The 16,720-nt window shown below is 69.4% G+C and carries 17 protein-coding genes; 13 read left to right on the top strand and 4 right to left on the bottom strand.

The genetic code is table 11. The features are described from left to right. Positions 1 to 160: 160 nt before the first annotated feature. The 5 genes from AMK21_RS20135 to ccsB all read left to right on the top strand — a co-directional run bounded on the left by AMK21_RS20135 (position 161) and on the right by ccsB (position 5,820). Complete coding sequence (locus AMK21_RS20135) at positions 161 to 1,450, top strand: hypothetical protein (protein ID WP_073879811.1); 1,290 nt, start codon at positions 161 to 163, stop codon at positions 1,448 to 1,450. A 67-nt stretch (positions 1,451 to 1,517) separates the two neighbouring features. After that, positions 1,518 to 2,120 carry a TlpA family protein disulfide reductase gene (locus AMK21_RS20130; protein ID WP_073879809.1) on the top strand — a complete coding sequence of 201 codons (603 nt, stop codon included), beginning with the start codon at positions 1,518 to 1,520 and terminating at the stop codon, positions 2,118 to 2,120. A gap of 4 nt (positions 2,121 to 2,124) precedes the next feature. After that, positions 2,125 to 2,919, top strand: a complete 795-nt coding sequence (locus AMK21_RS20125; protein WP_073879807.1) for a cytochrome c biogenesis CcdA family protein — start codon at positions 2,125 to 2,127, stop codon at positions 2,917 to 2,919. 4 nt (positions 2,920 to 2,923) lie between these two features. Further along, entirely contained in the window at positions 2,924 to 4,747 is a 1,824-nt protein-coding gene (gene resB, locus AMK21_RS20120; protein ID WP_073879805.1) for a cytochrome c biogenesis protein ResB, read from the top strand. After that, on the top strand, positions 4,744 to 5,820 hold the full coding sequence (gene ccsB, locus AMK21_RS20115) for a c-type cytochrome biogenesis protein CcsB (RefSeq protein WP_073879803.1): 1,077 nt from the start codon (positions 4,744 to 4,746) through the stop codon (positions 5,818 to 5,820). The genes resB and ccsB overlap by 4 nt, the downstream gene beginning before the upstream one ends. 65 nt (positions 5,821 to 5,885) lie before the next feature. On the opposite strand, the gene AMK21_RS20110 is transcribed toward ccsB, so the two are convergent. Both AMK21_RS20110 and AMK21_RS20105 read right to left on the bottom strand, forming a co-directional pair. Then, entirely contained in the window at positions 5,886 to 7,211 is a 1,326-nt protein-coding gene (locus AMK21_RS20110) for an aldehyde dehydrogenase family protein (protein ID WP_073879801.1), read from the bottom strand. A gap of 154 nt (positions 7,212 to 7,365) precedes the next feature. Beyond that, on the bottom strand, positions 7,366 to 7,788 hold the full coding sequence (locus AMK21_RS20105; protein ID WP_073879799.1) for a PLD nuclease N-terminal domain-containing protein: 423 nt from the start codon (positions 7,786 to 7,788) through the stop codon (positions 7,366 to 7,368). A gap of 144 nt (positions 7,789 to 7,932) precedes the next feature. Between AMK21_RS20105 and AMK21_RS20100 the strand changes: the two genes are divergently transcribed. Together AMK21_RS20100 and mqnP are read left to right on the top strand one after the other, a co-directional pair. Continuing rightward, the gene (locus tag AMK21_RS20100; RefSeq protein ID WP_073879797.1) at positions 7,933 to 9,390 is read left to right on the top strand and encodes a menaquinone biosynthesis decarboxylase; all 1,458 of its coding nucleotides are present in this window, start codon (positions 7,933 to 7,935) and stop codon (positions 9,388 to 9,390) included. After that, on the top strand, positions 9,387 to 10,310 hold the full coding sequence (gene mqnP, locus AMK21_RS20095) for a menaquinone biosynthesis prenyltransferase MqnP (RefSeq protein WP_073879795.1): 924 nt from the start codon (positions 9,387 to 9,389) through the stop codon (positions 10,308 to 10,310). The genes AMK21_RS20100 and mqnP overlap by 4 nt, the downstream gene beginning before the upstream one ends. Before the next feature lie 9 nt (positions 10,311 to 10,319). Here mqnP and AMK21_RS20090 read toward each other — a convergent pair whose 3' ends face one another. After that, positions 10,320 to 10,952 carry a rhomboid family intramembrane serine protease gene (locus tag AMK21_RS20090; RefSeq protein WP_073879793.1) on the bottom strand — a complete coding sequence of 211 codons (633 nt, stop codon included), beginning with the start codon at positions 10,950 to 10,952 and terminating at the stop codon, positions 10,320 to 10,322. Positions 10,953 to 11,071: 119 nt separating this feature from the next. Between AMK21_RS20090 and AMK21_RS20085 the strand changes: the two genes are divergently transcribed. Continuing rightward, entirely contained in the window at positions 11,072 to 11,755 is a 684-nt protein-coding gene (locus AMK21_RS20085) for a UbiX family flavin prenyltransferase (RefSeq protein ID WP_073879791.1), read from the top strand. A 19-nt stretch (positions 11,756 to 11,774) separates the two neighbouring features. Here AMK21_RS20085 and AMK21_RS35145 read toward each other — a convergent pair whose 3' ends face one another. Continuing rightward, complete coding sequence (locus AMK21_RS35145; RefSeq protein WP_158070726.1) at positions 11,775 to 11,921, bottom strand: hypothetical protein; 147 nt, start codon at positions 11,919 to 11,921, stop codon at positions 11,775 to 11,777. A gap of 121 nt (positions 11,922 to 12,042) precedes the next feature. On the opposite strand from AMK21_RS35145, the gene AMK21_RS20080 reads away from it, so the two are divergent. The 5 genes from AMK21_RS20080 to AMK21_RS20060 all read left to right on the top strand — a co-directional run bounded on the left by AMK21_RS20080 (position 12,043) and on the right by AMK21_RS20060 (position 16,628). Next, a complete protein-coding gene (locus tag AMK21_RS20080) occupies positions 12,043 to 12,498 on the top strand; it encodes an Lrp/AsnC family transcriptional regulator (RefSeq protein ID WP_030588629.1) in 456 nt (151 codons plus the stop codon). 94 nt (positions 12,499 to 12,592) lie between these two features. Next, positions 12,593 to 13,756, top strand: a complete 1,164-nt coding sequence (gene mqnE, locus AMK21_RS20075; protein WP_073879935.1) for an aminofutalosine synthase MqnE — start codon at positions 12,593 to 12,595, stop codon at positions 13,754 to 13,756. Between the two features lie 114 nt (positions 13,757 to 13,870). Next, the gene (locus AMK21_RS20070) at positions 13,871 to 14,404 is read left to right on the top strand and encodes a GNAT family N-acetyltransferase (protein ID WP_073879789.1); all 534 of its coding nucleotides are present in this window, start codon (positions 13,871 to 13,873) and stop codon (positions 14,402 to 14,404) included. A gap of 107 nt (positions 14,405 to 14,511) precedes the next feature. After that, positions 14,512 to 14,805, top strand: a complete 294-nt coding sequence (locus tag AMK21_RS20065; RefSeq protein WP_073879787.1) for a DUF4229 domain-containing protein — start codon at positions 14,512 to 14,514, stop codon at positions 14,803 to 14,805. A gap of 434 nt (positions 14,806 to 15,239) precedes the next feature. After that, positions 15,240 to 16,628, top strand: coding sequence for a dicarboxylate/amino acid:cation symporter (locus tag AMK21_RS20060; RefSeq protein WP_073879785.1), 1,389 nt, complete (start codon positions 15,240 to 15,242; stop codon positions 16,626 to 16,628). Positions 16,629 to 16,720: the final 92 nt, after the last annotated feature.

The following is a 16,720-nucleotide window of genomic DNA, read 5'->3' as shown; positions in this document are numbered from 1 at the left end:
CCGCTCGGCCGTGTGCTCCGCAGGGCTACCCGGACACCCCGTCCCAAGGTAAAGCGTAGAGAAACTCCCCAATTGCACGGAACCGTCGTGTTGCCCACGGCCTCTCACTCTTCAGCAGTTTGTATGGCCTTGAGATAAAACGACCGCAGATGGGGACGGCATGCGCGACATCAATCGAAGGGGACTGCTCGGCGCGGGGCTCGGCGCGGCGGCCGCGATCGGACTCGCCGGCTGCGGTTTCTCCGGTTCCTCCGGCTCCGCGGAGGGCGGTACGTCCGGCGGCGCCGGCGGCAAGGGCGACACCGGCACCGGCGGCAAGGGCGACACCGGCAGCGGTGGCAACAGCGGAAACGGTTCGCCGAAGAGCAAGGCCCGGCTCATCGGCGACGGCTCCACCGCCGACACCGGGAAGCAGCCCCACCAGCCCGCCGCCCCCGTCCCACTCGAAGCCGGCCAGACCCCGCCGCAGTTCGTGATCTTTTCCTGGGACGGGGCGGGCGAGGTCGGCAACGGCCTCTTCCCGCGCTTTCTGAAACTGGCGAAGGAGCACGACGCGGCGATGACCTTCTTCCTCTCCGGGCTGTATCTGCTGCCCGAGTCGAAGAAATCCCTCTACCGCCCCCCGAACAACCCCCGCGGCGCCTCCGACATCGGCTATCTCACCGACGGCCACGTGAAGGACACGCTGAAGTACGTACGCCAGGCCTGGTTGGACGGCCATGAGATCGGCACGCACTTCAACGGGCACTTCTGCGGCGGTTCCGGTTCCGTCGAACGCTGGACCCCCGCGCAATGGCAGAGCGAGATCGATCAGGCTGTGTCGTTCGTCACGGAATGGCGGACCAACACCGGCTGGGAGAACGAGGACCCGCTGCCGTTCGACTACCGAAAGGAGTTGATCGGCGGCCGAACCCCCTGTCTGCTCGGCCAGGACAATCTCCTGCCGACCGCGAGCAAACTGGGATGGCGCTACGACGCCAGCTCGCCCGGCGGCCGCCAGATGTGGCCCGTCAAGCGCGGAGGTGTCTGGGATCTCCCGCTGCAGGGAATGCCGTTCCCCGGCCACTCCTTCGAGGTCCTCTCGATGGACTACAACATCCTCGCCAATCAGTCGCAGAATTCGACCAAGGGGATGCCCTCGCGTTATCCGGGCTGGCGCAAGCAGGCCACCGGCGCGTATCTCGCCGGTTTCGAGCGCGCCTACACGACGAATCGCGCGCCCTTCTTCATCGGCAATCACTTCGAGGAGTGGAACGGCGGCATCTATATGGATGCCGTGGAAGAAGTGATCAAGAAGACCGCCGGTAAGAAGGACGTGCGCCTCGTCTCCTTCCGGCAGTTCGTCGACTGGCTCGACGTGCAGGATCCCGCGGTCCTCGCCAAGCTCCGCACCCTGGACGTCGGACAGTCGCCCGCAGGCGGCTGGAACTCCTTCTTTAAACAGGCCTGACAAGGGGCTTTACGGGCACCGAGGGGGGTGCGGGAGATCCCCGGAACTGCCATGCGAAACTTTTCACATGAGCTTTGGCCGCCCGTCCCGACACCGCTTCACCCTGCTCGCCGCCACCGCCGTCGCCGGTGCCCTGACGCTGTCCGCGTGCGGGGACGGCAACAAGGCCCAGGGCGGCGGCAACACCAACTTCGTCACCGGCAGCGGGGGCATCTCCACCGTCGCGAAGGGGGAGCGCCCCGACGCTCCGAAGCTCCAGGGCGAGAGTCTGGACGGCAAGCCGCTCGACCTCGCCGACTACAAGGGCAAGGTCGTCGTGCTCAACGTCTGGGGCTCCTGGTGCGGCCCCTGCCGCCTGGAGGCGAAGTACTTCGCCAAGGTCTCCGAGGAGACCGCGGACCAGGGCGTGCAGTTCATCGGCATCAACACCCGGGACGCGCAGCGGGACCCGGCGGTGAACTTCGAGAAGGACTACGGCGTCACCTACCCGAGCTTCTTCGACCCGATCGGCAAGCTCATCCTCCGCTTCCCCAAGGGCACCGTGAACCCGAAGGCCATCCCGTCGACCGTGGTGGTCGACCGGGAGGGGAAGATCGCGGCCCGCACGCTCCAGCCGCTGGACGCCGAGCAGCTGCACGAGATGATCGACCCGATCATCGCGGAGAAGTGATCCGGTGATCCCGCTCGCCCCGTACGACGGCACCGTCGTGAGCACCGTCACGCTGGCCTCGTACAACGACACCGTCGTCAGCGGGGCCCTCCTGCTGGCCGTGCCCATCGCCCTGCTGGCCGGGCTCATCTCCTTCTTCTCGCCCTGCGTCCTGCCGCTCGTCCCCGGCTACCTGAGTTACGTCACCGGGGTCAGCGGCACCGACCTGGCCGACGCCCGGCGCGGCCGGGTGGTGGCGGGTGCCTCGCTCTTCGTCCTCGGCTTCACCGCCGTGTTCGCCTCCACCGGGGCGCTCTTCGGCTACTTCGGCGACGAGCTCCAGATGCACTCCGAGGTGCTCAACAAGGTCCTCGGCGGTCTGATGATCCTCATGGGGATCTTCTTCATGGGGCTCCTGCCGGGGGTGACGCAGCGCGAGTTCCGCCTCCACAGGCGGCCGGTGGCCGGACTGGCCGGCGCGCCGGTCCTCGGCGCCCTGTTCGGGATCGGCTGGACGCCGTGCATCGGCCCGACGCTCTCCTCGGTGCTGTTCCTCTCCGCCGAGAGCGCCACCGCCGGACGTGGCGCGATACTGACCGTCGCGTACTGTCTCGGACTCGGCGTCCCGTTCATCCTGGCGGCGGTCGCCTTCCGCAAGGCGCTCGGCGCGTTCGGCTGGGTCAAGCGCCACTACGCCTGGGTCATGCGGGTCGGCGGCGGCATGATGATCGTGACCGGGCTCCTGCTGCTGACGGGCGTGTGGGCGACGCTCATGCAGCAGATGCAGACCTGGTCCAGCGGCTTCGTTGTGGGGATCTGAGTTCATGAGCAAGGCGAACAGCACGGACACCGGCGCGCGCACCGACGCCGACCCGGCCGAGCGCGGGCAGCAGCACTCCGACGCGGCCGAGCGGGAGCAGGAGCGCGTCGACCACGCGGCCGGCGAGCGGCTCTCCACGGCGCCCCGCGAGGAGCGCCCCGAGACCGAGTCCGAGCCCGGGACCGGTGTCCCCGCCATGGGGGTGGTCGGCTGGGTCCGCTGGTTCTGGCGCCAGCTCACCTCGATGCGGGTCGCGCTGATCCTGCTCTTCCTGCTCTCCCTCGGCGCCATCCCCGGCTCGCTGATCCCGCAGACCAGCGTGGACGACCTGAAGGTCCAGAACTTCAAGGACCAGCACACCACCCTCACGCCGATCTACGAGAAGCTCCAGCTCTTCGACGTCTACAGCTCGGTGTGGTTCTCCGCGATCTACATCCTGCTCTTCGTCTCGCTCATCGGCTGCATCGTGCCGCGCACCGGCCAGTTCGTCGGCCAGCTCCGCAGCCGTCCGCCGGGCGCCCCGAAGCGGCTGACCCGGCTGCCCGCGTACACCACCTGGCGCACGGAGGCCGAGCCCGAGGCGGTCCACGAGGCGGCCCTCGGCGTACTGGGCAAGCGGCGCTTCAGGGCCCATGTGGCGGGCGACGCGGTCGCGGCCGAGAAGGGCTACCTCCGCGAGGCCGGGAACCTCGTCTTCCATATCGCGCTGATCGTGATGCTGGTGGCCTTCGCCGCCGGGCAGCTCTTCAAGTCCGAGGGCGGCAAGCTGGTCGTGGAGGGCGACGGCTTCGCCAACACGCTCACCCAGTACGACGACTTCAAGTCCGGCTCGCTCTACGACTCCGACTCGCTGGCCCCCTTCAGCTTCGTCCTGGACGACTTCGTCGGTACGTACGAGGAGAGCGGCCCGCAGCGCGGCACGCCCCGCACCTTCGAGGCCCGGGTGAAGTACACCGAGGGCGCGGACGGCCCCGAGCGCAAGGGCGTCATCCGCGTCAACGAACCGCTCGTCGTGGACGGCACGAAGGTCTACCTCATCGCCCACGGTTACGCCCCGGTCGTCACCGTCCGGGACGGCAAGGGCAAGGTGGTCTCACGGAACTCCGTACCGCTCCTGCCGATCGACAACAACATCACCTCCACCGGCGCGATCAAGGTGATGGACGGCTACCGCGACAAGAACGGCGTCAAGACGCAGCTCGGCTTCAAGGCGTTCTTCGTCCCGACCTTCGCGGGCCACGGCAAGGGGCAGATGTTCTCGCAGTTCCCCGGCGCGGAGTTCCCGGTGCTGGCGCTGAGCGCCTACCGGGGCTCCCTCGGGGTGGACTCCGGCCTGCCGCAGAACGTGTACCAGCTCGACACGTCCAAGATGAAGGAGTTCAAGAACGAGGACGGCGAGCTGCTCAAGAAGATGCTGCGCCCCGGCGAGAGGCTGGACCTGTCCGACGGCGAGGGCTCCATCACCTTCGAGGGCATCGAGGAGTGGGCGAGCTTCCAGATCTCGCGGCAGCCGGGCAACGGCCTCGCGCTCGGCGGCGCCATCGCGGCCATCGCCGGACTCGCCGGATCGCTGTTCATCCAGCGCCGCCGGGTCTGGGTCCGGGCGGTCCGCGGCGCGGACGGGGTGACCGTCGTGGAGATGGCGGGCCTGGGCCGCAGCGAGTCCGCGAAGCTGCCGGAGGAGCTGGGCGACCTCGCGGCCGCCCTCATCACGACGGCGCCGGTCGCGCCGGAGAAACCTGACGCGCCGGAGAAACCTGACGCGAACGAGGCCGGGAACCGGCCCGTACACCCTGCTGAAGCACCTGCCGAAGGGGCTGAGAAGTGAATCTCGCCGCCGCTACCAACGAGAGCCTGGCGCACACCAGCAATGTGCTGATCTATTCGTCGATGGCCGTCTACACCCTGGCCTTCTTCGCGCACATCGCGGAGTGGGTCCTCGGTAGCCGCAGCAAGGTCGGCCGCACGGCCGCCGCGCTGTCCGGCTCCCCGGACGGCGCGGCCGCCCCGGTGGTCGTCGCCCAGGGCGGCTCCACCGCCGTGCTGGAGCGGCCGAAGGTCGTCACCCGCGCCGCCGCCGGGACCCGGGACGTGCCGGACGGGCCGGGGGCCGCGGGCGGCACGTTCAAGGGCGACCTGTGGGGCCGGATCGCGGTCTCGCTGACCGTGGTGGCGTTCGCCGTGGAGGCGGCCGGTGTCATCACCCGCGCCCTGTCGGTGCAGCGGGCCCCGTGGGCCAACATGTACGAGTTCTCGATCACCTTCTCCACCGTGGCGGTCGGCTCCTACCTGGTGCTGCTCGCACTGAAGAAGAACGTCCGCTGGATCGGTCTCCCGCTGGTCACCACGGTCCTGCTGGACCTCGGCATCGCGGTCACGACGCTCTACACCGACAGCGACCAGCTGGTGCCCGCGCTCCACTCGTACTGGCTGTGGATCCACGTCTCGACCGCGATCATCTGCGGCGCGGTCTTCTACCTCGGCGCGGTCGGCACGGTGCTCTACCTGTTCCGTGACAGCTACGAGAACAAGATCGCAGGCGGCGGTACGCCGGGGAAGTTCGCCGCCTCCGTCCTGGAGCGGCTGCCCTCCGCGTCGTCGCTGGACAAGTTCTCGTACCGGATCAACGCGGCGGTCTTCCCGCTGTGGACGTTCACGATCATCGCGGGCGCGATCTGGGCGGGCGACGCCTGGGGCCGGTACTGGGGCTGGGACCCCAAGGAAGTCTGGTCCTTCATCACCTGGGTCGCCTACGCCGCCTACCTGCACGCCCGCGCCACGGCCGGCTGGAAGGGCCGCAAGGCCGCCTACCTGGCGCTGGTCGCCTTCGCCTGCTGGCTGTTCAACTACTACGGCGTGAACATCTTCGTCACCGGTCTGCACTCCTACGCCGGGGTCTGAGACCGCACAGCGACGAGGGCGCCCCGGACGGATACCGAAACCGTCCGGGGCGCCTTCGTACGTCGTCAGCTCAGCGGGGTGTCCAGAACCGCCTTGCGGTGGCTGAACGTCTCCAGGGAGTACCGGCCGTGGTAGCTGCCCATGCCGCTCTCGCCGACCCCGCCGAACGGCAGGTCCGACACGGTCAGATGGGCCAGCGGCAGCCCGATGCCGACCCCGCCCGACGAGGTCTCGGCCAGCAGCCGGTCCCGTACGGCGGGGGAGTCGGTGAACGCGTACAGCGCCAGCGGCTTGTCCCGGTCGTTGATGAAGCCGATCGCCTCGTCCAGGCCGTCCACCGTCACCAGCGGCAGGATCGGGCCGAAGATCTCCTGGCCCATCACGGGCGCGTCCGGCGCGACGTCGGCCAGGACGGTCGGCGCGATGTACTTCGTTTCCCGGTCGTGGGCGCCGCCGGTCACCGTACGGCCGGAGTCCAGCAGGCCCGTCAGCCGGTCGAAGTGACGCTCGTTCACGATCCGCCCGTACTCCGGGTGCTCGGCCGGGTCCGCCCCGAACAGCCCCTCCACCGCCGCCGCCAGCGCCTCCGCGAGGGCCGGGGCGGTCTCCGCGTCGGTCAGCACGTAGTCGGGGGCCACGCAGGTCTGCCCGGCGTTGAGGAACTTGCCCGAGGCGAGCCGCCCCGCCACGGCCTTGAGGTCCGTACCCCGGTCGACGAAGGCCGGGGACTTGCCGCCGAGCTCCAGGGTGACCGGGGTGAGGTTCTTGGCGGCGGCCGCCATGACGATCCGGCCGACCGTGCCGTTGCCGGTGTAGAAGATGTGGTCGAAGTGCTGCTCCAGCAGGGCGGTGGTCTCCTCGACCGCGCCCTCGACGACCCCGACCGCGTCGGTGTCCAGGTACTCCGGCAGCAGCCGGGCCACGGCGGCGGAGGTCGCGGGCGCCAGCTCGCTGGGCTTGACGACCACGCAGTTCCCGGAGGCCAGCGCGCCTACGACCGGGGCGAGCAGCAGCTGCACCGGGTAGTTCCAGGGCGCGATGACCAGGACGACGCCGAGCGGGTCCAGCACGGTGTGCGCGGTGGCTCCGGTGGGGGCGAGATGCGTCGGTACGGGGGCGGGTTCGGGCCGCAGCCAGCCTGCGAGGTGCTCCAGGGTGTGGTCGATCTCCCGGACCGTGAAGTCGATCTCGGTCCGATAGGCCTCCTTGCGGCTCTTGCCCAGGTCGGCGCGGAGGGCGTCGGCGAGGTCGTCGCCGTGCTCGGTGAGCAGGGCCCGCAGCCGCTCCAGTTGGCCGGTGCGCCAGTTGAGGTCCTTGGTGCGGCCGGTGCGGAAGGTGGTGCGGAGGCGGGCGACGAGCTCGGTGGGGGTCTCGGTGGGGGTGGCGGACATCTGGGGGCTCCTCAAGAGGGTCACGCGGGACCGTGGAGAAGGTCACGCGTGCGGTGCCTGCTGCTGCGTTACCCCTTCGAGGATGGCCGACGCCACCCCGCTGACGCGCCCACCGCGCCGGTCGGAAAGATCACCCCTGCCAGGAGGAATAGCGTCAGGAGGTGGGCGGGGCCTTGTCGTCGGGGCCCGTACCGCCGTCGCGGCGCCTGAGCTCCTCCTCGGCCTTCTTCGCCTCGGCCTCCGCCGTGGCCTCGGACTCGGTCCTGGCCTCCGACTCCGCCTTCTTGGCGTCCTTGTCGTCCTTGAGCGACTTCAGGAAGTCCGGGTTGTCGTCCGGGGCGACCCACTGCCGCCGCCTGCCCGGCTGCCAGGAGGAGAGACCGGCGCCTCCGGCAGCGCTGTGGCGCACCTTGCCGGCGACGAGCCAGCCGATCGAGCCGACCACCCAGAACAGCAGGATGATGAAGACCCAGGCGATCTTGGGCAGATGCTTGGTGTCCTCCTCCGAGGTGTTCAGGCAGTCGATGAAGGCGTAGATCATCAGAGCCAGCGGCAGGATGAACATCAGGGCTCTCATGGCGCGTCCCTCAGTGGAGCGGGCGGCGGGGCTCGGATTCCCCGGTGTCGCGGCCAGGGTACCGGCTGGCCGCCGCCCATCCGGGGCCAGGAGCCGGGGGAGCCCCGGCGGGACCGCGGAGGCGGGGATGACAAACTGGACCGCATGGCTTACGACGATCTCCGCTCCCTGCTCCGGGCTCTTGAACGCGATGGTGATCTCAAGCGCGTCAAGGCCGAGGTCGATCCTCACCTGGAGGTCGGTGAGATCGTCGACCGGGTGAACAAGGCGGGCGGCCCCGCCCTGCTCTTCGAGAACGTCAAGGGGTCCTCGATGCCCCTGGCCATGAACGTCTTCGGCACCGACCGGCGCCTGCTCAAGGCGCTCGGGCTGAAGTCGTACAGCGACATCAGCGACAAGATCGGCGGGCTGCTCAAGCCGGAGCTGCCGCAGGGCTTCGTCGGCGTACGGGAGGCCTTCGGCAAGCTCGGGTCGATGGTCCACGTACCGCCGAAGAAGGTGAAGTCGGACGACGCGCCGGTCCAGGAAGTCGTGCTGAAGGGCGACCAGGTCGACCTGGAGCAGCTGCCCGCGCTCTTCACCTGGCCCGGTGACGGCGGCTCCTTCTTCAACCTGGGCCTCACGCACACCAAGCACCCCGAGACCGGTGTCCGGAACCTGGGGCTCTACCGGCTCCAGCGCCACGACAAGCGCACCATCGGGATGCACTGGCAGATCCACAAGGACTCCGCCAACCACTACCAGGTCGCCGCCAGGCGCGGTGAGCGGCTGCCCGTCGCCATCGCCTTCGGCGCACCGCCCGCCGTGACGTACGCCTCCACCGCGCCGCTGCCCGGGGACATCGACGAGTACCTCTTCGCCGGGTTCGTCCAGGGCAAGCGGATCGAGATGGTCGACTGCAAGACCGTGCCGCTCCAGGTCCCGGCGCAGGCCGAGGTCGTCATCGAAGGGTGGCTGGAGCCGGGCGAGATGCTGCCGGAGGGCCCGTTCGGGGACCACACCGGCTTCTACACCCCGCAGGAACCGTTCCCCGCACTGACCATCGACTGCGTCACCATGCGGAAGCGGCCGCTGCTCCAGTCCATCGTGGTGGGCCGCCCGCCGACCGAGGACGGGCCGCTGGGCCGGGCCACGGAGCGGTTCTTCCTGCCGCTGCTGAAGATCATCGTGCCGGACATCGTGGACTACCACCTCCCCGAGGCGGGTGGCTTCCACAACTGCGCGATCGTCTCGATCGACAAGAAGTACCCGAAGCACGCCCAGAAGGTGATGAGCGCGATCTGGGGCGCGCACATGATGTCGCTGACCAAGCTGATCGTGGTCGTCGACTCCGACTGCGACGTCCACGATCTGCACGAGGTCGCCTGGCGGGCGCTCGGCAACACCGACTACGCCCGGGACCTCACGGTCACCGAGGGCCCGGTCGACCACCTGGACCACGCCTCCTACCAGCAGTTCTGGGGTGGCAAGGCGGGCATCGACGCCACCCGGAAGCTGCCCACCGAGGGCTACACCCGGGACGGGGGCTGGCCGGAGATGGTCGAGTCCGACCCGGAGACGGCGGCGAAGGTCGACCGCCGCTGGAAGGAGTACGGACTGTGAGCAGTGCGGCAGAGGCGGCGGCGTCCGTGTCCGGGTCCGCGCCGTCGGACAGCGGGGTGAAGTCCTTCCTGCGGCTGGTGATGATCGAGCACTCCGTCTTCGCGCTGCCCTTCGCGTACATCGCCGCGCTGACCGCGATGTTCCAGCTGGACGCCACGGTCCACTGGGGGGTCCTGCTGCTCGTCACGCTCGCGATGGTGGGGCTGCGGACGTTCGCGATGGCCGCCAACCGGATCATCGACCGGGAGATCGACGCCCGTAACCCGCGCACCGCGGGCCGCGAGCTGGTCACCGGTGCCGTGTCGGTCAGGTCGGCGTGGACGGGGGCGCTCGTCGCGCTCGCCGTCTTCCTCGGCGCCGCCGCGCTGCTCAACCCGCTCTGCCTGATGCTGGCGCCCCTGGCCGTCGTGCCGATGGTGGTCTACCCGTACGGCAAGCGGTTCACGAACTTCCCGCACGCCATCCTGGGGCTGGCTCAGGCCATCGGGCCGATCGGCGCGTGGCTCGCGGTGACCGGCAGCTGGTCGTGGGACGCGGTGATCCTGGGGCTGGCCGTCGGCATCTGGATCGGCGGGTTCGACCTGATCTTCGCCTGCCAGGATGTGCGGGCGGACCGGGCCCACGGGGTGCTCTCCTTCCCGGCGCGCTTCGGTATCCCGGCGGCGCTCTGGGGTGCGCGGGTCTGTCATGTGGTCACGACGGGGCTGCTGGTCTGGTTCGGCCTGGCGACGGACGCCGAGGTCTTCTACTGGATCGGCATGGCGATCGTCGCGGTGGCGTTCGTCTACGAGCACCGGGTGGTGCGGCCGCACGACCTGTCCCGGCTGAACCGCGCCTTCTTCTCCGTCAACGGCTTCATCGGCATGGCGCTCTTCGCCTGCGCGCTGCTGGACCTGCTGGTGCGTGGCCTCACCCCGTGAGCGGACCGCTCAGACCGTGACCAGGTTGTCCGGGCCGCGGCGCGCGGGCGGGCGGCGGAAGAAGAAGGCCGCCGCCACGCCGCCCATGAGCCCGAAGAGGTGGCCCTGCCAGCTGACGCCCGAGTCGGTGGGCAGGACGCCCCAGAGCAGCGAGCCGTAGACCACGGCGACGCCGATGCCTATCAGGACGTCCCAGGGCCGGCGGTCCACGAAGCCGCGGACCAGCAGATAGCCCAGCAGCCCGAAGACCACGCCGGAGGCGCCGAGCGTCACCGTGAAGGCAGGGGCGGTCAGCCAGACGCCCACGCCGCTGATCAGGATGATCGTCACGACGACGGCGGCGAATCTGCGCAGGCCGCCGAGGGCGGCTATGAAGCCGAGGACCAGCAGCGGGACGCTGTTGGAGGCGACGTGCTCCCAGCCGCTGTGCAGGAACGCGGCGGGCACCACGTCGCGCAGCTCGGCCATCTCGCGCGGGCTGATGCCATAGGTGTCGAGTGCGTGACCGGTCGCCACGTCGAGCACTTCGAGGATCCACAGCAGAGCGACCCAGCCCACCATGAGGATGCCCGCCGTGAGCGCCCGAGCGCTGCCGGTCGTGGTGGAGCCCGTGTTCCGGTCGGTGGTCCAGTAATCGCCCATGGTCTGCCCCTGCCCCGGGTTGCCGTCATCTGTGGAACGTCCCGGGCCGCCGCCCGGTTCCGGGTGCGGGGTGCCGGGGTGTGCCGGATAGGCTCGCAGGTGTGGAATCCGGGACTTCAGTGACTCATCAGCAGCGGCGGCCTTGGATTGTCGGGGTATCCGGTGCTTCGGGTACCCCCTTCGCGGCCGCCGTCCTGCGCGGTCTGCTGGCGGGCGGCGAGAGCGTGGACCTGGTGGTGAGCCGGGCCTCGCGGCTCACCCTGCTGGACGAGACCGGCATCGCGTTCCGGGACGGGCACTGGCGCGGGGACCTGCGCTGTTGGCTGGAACGTGGCGCCGACGGAAAGCCGGACACCTTCGCGGTGGGCGACGCGGAGCTGGAGCGCGTACGCCACTGGCCGGCCGGTGATCTGGCCGCCGGGCCGTCCTCCGGGTCGTACCCGGCGAAGGGGATGCTCATCGTGCCGGCCTCGACGGCCTGTGTGGCCGGAGTGGCGCTCGGCCTGTCGAAGGATCTGCTCCAGCGGGCCGCGAGCGTGACGCTCAAGGAGCGCCGCCCGCTCGTCGTCGCGGTGCGCGAGACCCCGCTGAGCGGCCAGACGCTGAAGCAGATGGTGGCCCTGGACGAGGCGGGCGCGGTCGTGCTGCCCGCCTCTCCGGCGTTCTACGCGGGCGCGACGCACATCCAGGACCTGGTGGACTTCGTCGCGGGGCGGGTGCTGGACGCGGCCGGGGTGGAACACCGGCTGTACCGCCGCTGGGAGGGAGAGCTCGGTGGCGGCTCCCGCAGCCCGGGTGAGTGAGTGGAGCGAGGGGTGGGGGTCAGCGCTTCTTGGTGGCGCGCGGGGCGTGGGTCTTGTCGACGCGGTGCGCGGCGGCGGGCTGGTGGGCACGCGAGCGGTTGGCCAGGTCCTGCAGTTCGCGCATCCGGGCGTAGGCCATCTCGATCGTGTACACGGTGAAGTTCACTCCTGAAGATTCGAAAGCATTTCTTGGATGTTCTAGAAGATTTGCAGGACCTGAGCCCTGCATGCCTTAGATTCTACACGTAGACTCGCGGTACTGCTGAACAATGGAAGGTTTCAGTCATATGGACGCGGTGGACAGGCAGCTCATCCAGGCCCTCAGGGAGAACGGCAGGGCCTCGTACGCCGAGCTGGGACGGCTCGTGGGGCTCTCCGGGCCCAGCGTCACCGACCGCATCAACCGGCTGGAAACCGCCGGTGTCATCACCGGCTACCGCGCCACCGTCGACTCGGCCTCGCTCGGCCTCGGCGTCACCGCGCTGATCGGGATCTCGCTCTCGGACGCCGCCGACCACGAGGACGTGGCGCGCCGGCTGAAGGATCTCGCGGAGATCGAGGACTGCTGGTTCATCGCGGGCGACGACTCGTACATGCTCAAGGTCCGGGTCGGTGACGTGGACGGACTGGAGAAGACGATCCGGCGTCTGAGCGGTACGAAGGGCGTCTCGCGGACCCGTACCACGATCGTGCTCTCCACCAAGTGGGAGAACCGGGTCGGGGAACTTCCCGAGGAGCCGTAGGCGCGGAGCGCCGTAGAGGGGGCACCTCCCGCCCGAAGGGTGGGGGAGTACGGTTGGTGCGGTCCGTTGTACGGAGGAAATGGGAGGCGGCCAGGTGGACGCGGGACTCAAGCGCGAGCTGGAGCAGAAGGTCCGGGCCGGCGAGCGGCTGACCCGCGAGGACGGGATCGCGCTCTACGCGTCCGACGACCTGGCGTGGCTCGGTGGGCTGGCGCACGAGGTGCGTACCCGTAAGAACGGTGACGTCGTGCACTTCAACGTCAACCGCCACCTCAACATGACCAACGTGTGCACCGCCTCGTGCGCGTACTGCTCGTTCCAGCGCAAGCCGGGCGAGAAGGACGCGTACACGATGCGGATCGAGGAGGCCGTCAGCCTGGCCAAGGCGATGGAGGGCGAGAACCTCACCGAGCTGCACATCGTCAACGGCCTCCACCCCAACCTCCCGTGGCGCTACTACCCGCGCTCGCTCAGCGCGCTGAAGGAAGCCCTGCCGGACGTGGCGCTGAAGGCGTTCACGGCCACGGAGATCCACCACTTCGAGACGATCTCGGGGCTGAGCGCCTCCGAGATCCTCGACGAGCTGATCGAGGCCGGTCTGGAGTCACTGACCGGCGGCGGCGCGGAGATCTTCGACTGGGAGGTCCGCCAGCACATCGTCGACCACCGTACCCACTGGGAGGACTGGTCGCGCATCCACCGCCTCGCGCACGAGAAGGGGCTCAAGACCCCGGCGACGATGCTGTACGGGCACATCGAGGAGCCCCGTCACCGCGTCGACCACGTGCTGCGACTGCGGGAGATGCAGGACGAGACGGGCGGCTTCCAGGTCTTCATCCCGCTGCGCTACCAGCACGACTTCGTGGACATGAAGGACGGCAAGGTCCGCAACAGGCTCCAGGCGCGGACCACGATGGCGACCGGCGCCGAGGCGCTGAAGACCTTCGCCGTCTCCCGGCTGCTGTTCGACAACGTGCCGCACGTCAAGGTCTTCTGGGTGATGCACGGCGTGCAGACCGCTCAGCTCGCGCTCCAGCACGGCGCGGACGACATGGACGGCTCCGTCGTCGAGTACAAGATCACGCACGACGCCGACGACTTCGGTACGCCGAACAAGCTCGGCCGTGAGGACCTGCTGGACCTGATCCGCGACGCCGGTTTCCGGCCGGTGGAGCGGAACACGCGGTACGAGATCCTGCGCGAGTACCCGGGACCGGAGGCGGACCGGCGCGAGTCGCCGCAGCCGATGCGGGTCTGAGCCCACCTCCGTGCACCGCGTCGTGCGAAAGCCCCGGCCGTCGTCCCCGGCCGGGGCCTTCTCGCGTTGCGGACAGTTTGGGCGACCGAGGGGGGTAATGGTTACTCTCCTACCGTGACTCTTACCTTTGAGCTGGATCCCGCGCTCTCGCCCGCCCTGCGCGACGGCATCACCGCCCTGTGGGCCGACGTCAGCAACGCGGGCGGCGCCGTGGGCTTCGTCCCTCCGGTCACGGCCGAGGAGATCCGGCCAGAGCTGCTCAACCACCTCGTCGCCATCGAGGTGGGCCGCACCCGGCTGCTGGTCGGTCGCGACGAGGACGGGGCCGTCGCCGCCACCGCCTTCCTCACCCTGAACACCCACCGGCTGATGAAGCACTGGCTCTGGCTCTACACCGTCATGGTCCACCCCCGCCACCAGGGCAAGGGATACGGCCGCGACCTCATGGCCGCCGCCGCCGGCGCGGCCCGCTCCATCGAGGGCATCGAGGCGATCCGCCTCACCTGCCGCGGCGGCACCGGCGCCGACCGCTTCTACGCCGCCTGCGGGTACAAGGAGGTCGGCCGGGTCCCGGGCGCCATCCGGGTCGCCCCGGGCGACGACCGCGACGACATCGTCATGCTGCTCCCGCTGGGTCCGGCCGTCTGAACCGGTGGGCGCCTGCCCCGGGAACCCCCTGAACCCTGAGAATTCGGGCCATGCTTCACTGGACGGGCAGGAGTGTGTCGACAGTTCATGGGAAGAGAGGGCCTGCCGTGTCCGCTGCCAAGCCGAGTGCGATGATCCGGTACACGGCGTTGCGCCTGTTGATCTTCGTGGGCTGCTTCTTCGTCGCCGGTGTCGCCGTCCACTTCGGGCTGGTGCCCTCCGGCCTCGGCGGCTCCAACGTCGTCTGGGTGATGCTGCTCGGCCTCGTCTTCTCCGCCCCGCTCAGCTATGTGCTGCTGCGCAAGCAGCGCGACGAGATGTCCGAGCAGATCGTCACCAAGGTGGACCGGACGAAGGCCCGCCTCGATGCCAACCGTACCCGCGAGGACGCCGTTCAGTAAGCTTCCTCACACGTGCGCCCGTCGTCGGGCGCGCCCCGTGAGCCGTCCCGCAGGGCCCCAGGCCGGAGCACCCGCTCCCGTGCTGGGGCTCTTGCCGTTTTCCGCGCCACCGAGAGGCGTTTCGTCCCGTCTCTCCGTGTCTCTCCCCTGCCTCATGGTCAAAGAAAGACTTTGAGGTTCTCAAAGTTCAAGTGTTAACGTGTTCGGCATGAAGACAGCAGTGCGCCTCCGTCATGCCGCGAGCACCCCGCTCGTGGCGCGCCTGCATGTCGATCTCTGCCGCTGTATGTCCGCGGTCTGTTGCCGCGAAGTCTGATACGGCATCATGCAGCGGCGCCGCCCTCGGCGCGGGCGCCGCGACCCCGTCCCCGTTCCACCGCACGACCGTACGTCTGCCCTCGTACGTCCCGATGCGTCCCCACTGGAGTGTGTCCGTGTCCGCGAATTCCGCGTCCGCCGCCCCCGAGGCCGAGCAGCCGTCCACCGGCTCCGGCCCCGGTTCACGTATACCCAAGGTCCCCTTCTGGGCCCAGATCGTCGCCGGTCTGGTCCTCGGCGTCCTGCTCGGCTGGCTGGCCCGCAGCCAGGACGTCTCCTGGCTCGTCACCACGCTCGACAAGGTCGGCTCGATCTTCGTCCAGCTGCTGAAGCTGGCCGTGGCCCCGCTGGTCTTCTTCGCGATCCTGGTGTCGATCACCAACCTGCGCAAGGTCAACAACGCCGCCCGGCTGGCGACCCGCACCCTGCTCTGGTTCATGATCACGTCGCTGATCGCGGTCGCCATCGGTCTCACCATCGGCCTGCTGACCAACCCCGGCTCCGGCACCGGTCTGACGCCCAAGGACGGCAAGCTGCCCGAGCGCACCGGCAGCTGGATCGACTTCCTGACCGGCATCATCCCGACCGACGTGATCACGCCGTTCACCGAGCTGAACGTGCTCCAGATCGTCTTCATGGCGGCCGTCGCCGGTATCGCGGCCCTCAAGCTCGGCGACAGGGCCCAGCCGATCCTCACGCTCAGCCAGTCGATCCTGGAGCTCCTCCAGAAGGCCCTGTGGTGGGTCATCCGCCTCGCCCCGCTCGGCACCGTCGGCCTCATCGGCTACGCCATCGCCACCTACGGCTGGGACCTGATCGGCAAGTACGCGACGTTCACCGCCGACGTCTACATCGGCTGCCTCCTGGTGATGTTCGGCGTCTACCCGCTGCTCCTGGCCACCGTCGCCAAGGTCAGCCCGCTCCAGTTCTTCAAGGGCGCCTGGCCCGCGATCCAGCTCGCCTTCGTCTCCCGCTCCTCGGTCGGCACCATGCCGGTCACCCAGCGGGTCACCGAGCGCCTCGGCGTCCCGAAGGAGTACGCCTCCTTCGCCGTCCCGTTCGGGGCGACCACGAAGATGGACGGTTGCGCCGCGATCTACCCGGCGCTGGCGGCGATCTTCGTCGCGCAGATCTTCGACGTCCAGCTGGGCATCGGTGACTACATCCTCATCGCCTTCGTCTCGGTGATCGGCTCCGCCGCCACCGCCGGCCTCACCGGTGCGACGGTCATGCTGACCCTGACCCTCTCCACGCTGGGCCTCCCGCTGGAGGGTGTCGGCCTGCTGATGGCCATCGACCCGATCCTGGACATGATCCGCACCGCCGCCAACGTGACCGGCCAGGCCCTGGTCCCGGTCCTCGTCTCGGCCCGGGAGAAGATCCTCGACCACGACAGGTACAACTCCGCCTCCGCCTCCCCGATCGACGCGTTCGACGACGCCGACCCGGACGAGGACCGCGACCGCGCGGCGGCACCGAAGGACGCGGTTCCGGTCACCGCCTAGCGGCATCCGGCCCCGCCCGTACGGCCCTGAGCGCCCCTGGCCCGCCTCACCGCGAGGCGGACCGGGGGCTCTCGCGCGTGGGCGGAGGCTCC

This window comes from Streptomyces sp. CB00316, assembly GCF_001905595.1.
Taxonomy (GTDB): domain Bacteria; phylum Actinomycetota; class Actinomycetes; order Streptomycetales; family Streptomycetaceae; genus Streptomyces.
This window is presented reverse-complemented; position numbering and strand designations above follow the sequence as displayed.

Bases quoted from the DNA above. Each gene is read 5' to 3' on its own strand.
- AMK21_RS20110 (WP_073879801.1), bottom strand. From the start codon at position 7,211: ATGTCCGCCACCCCCACCGAGACCCCCACCGAGCTCGTCGCCCGCCTC.
- AMK21_RS20130 (WP_073879809.1), top strand. From the start codon at position 1,518: ATGAGCTTTGGCCGCCCGTCCCGACACCGCTTCACCCTGCTCGCCGCC.
- resB (WP_073879805.1), top strand. From the start codon at position 2,924: ATGAGCAAGGCGAACAGCACGGACACCGGCGCGCGCACCGACGCCGAC.
- AMK21_RS20080 (WP_030588629.1), top strand. From the start codon at position 12,043: ATGGACGCGGTGGACAGGCAGCTCATCCAGGCCCTCAGGGAGAACGGC.
- AMK21_RS20100 (WP_073879797.1), top strand. From the start codon at position 7,933: ATGGCTTACGACGATCTCCGCTCCCTGCTCCGGGCTCTTGAACGCGAT.
- AMK21_RS20105 (WP_073879799.1), bottom strand. From the start codon at position 7,788: ATGAGAGCCCTGATGTTCATCCTGCCGCTGGCTCTGATGATCTACGCC.
- AMK21_RS20135 (WP_073879811.1), top strand. From the start codon at position 161: ATGCGCGACATCAATCGAAGGGGACTGCTCGGCGCGGGGCTCGGCGCG.
- AMK21_RS20090 (WP_073879793.1), bottom strand. From the start codon at position 10,952: ATGGGCGATTACTGGACCACCGACCGGAACACGGGCTCCACCACGACC.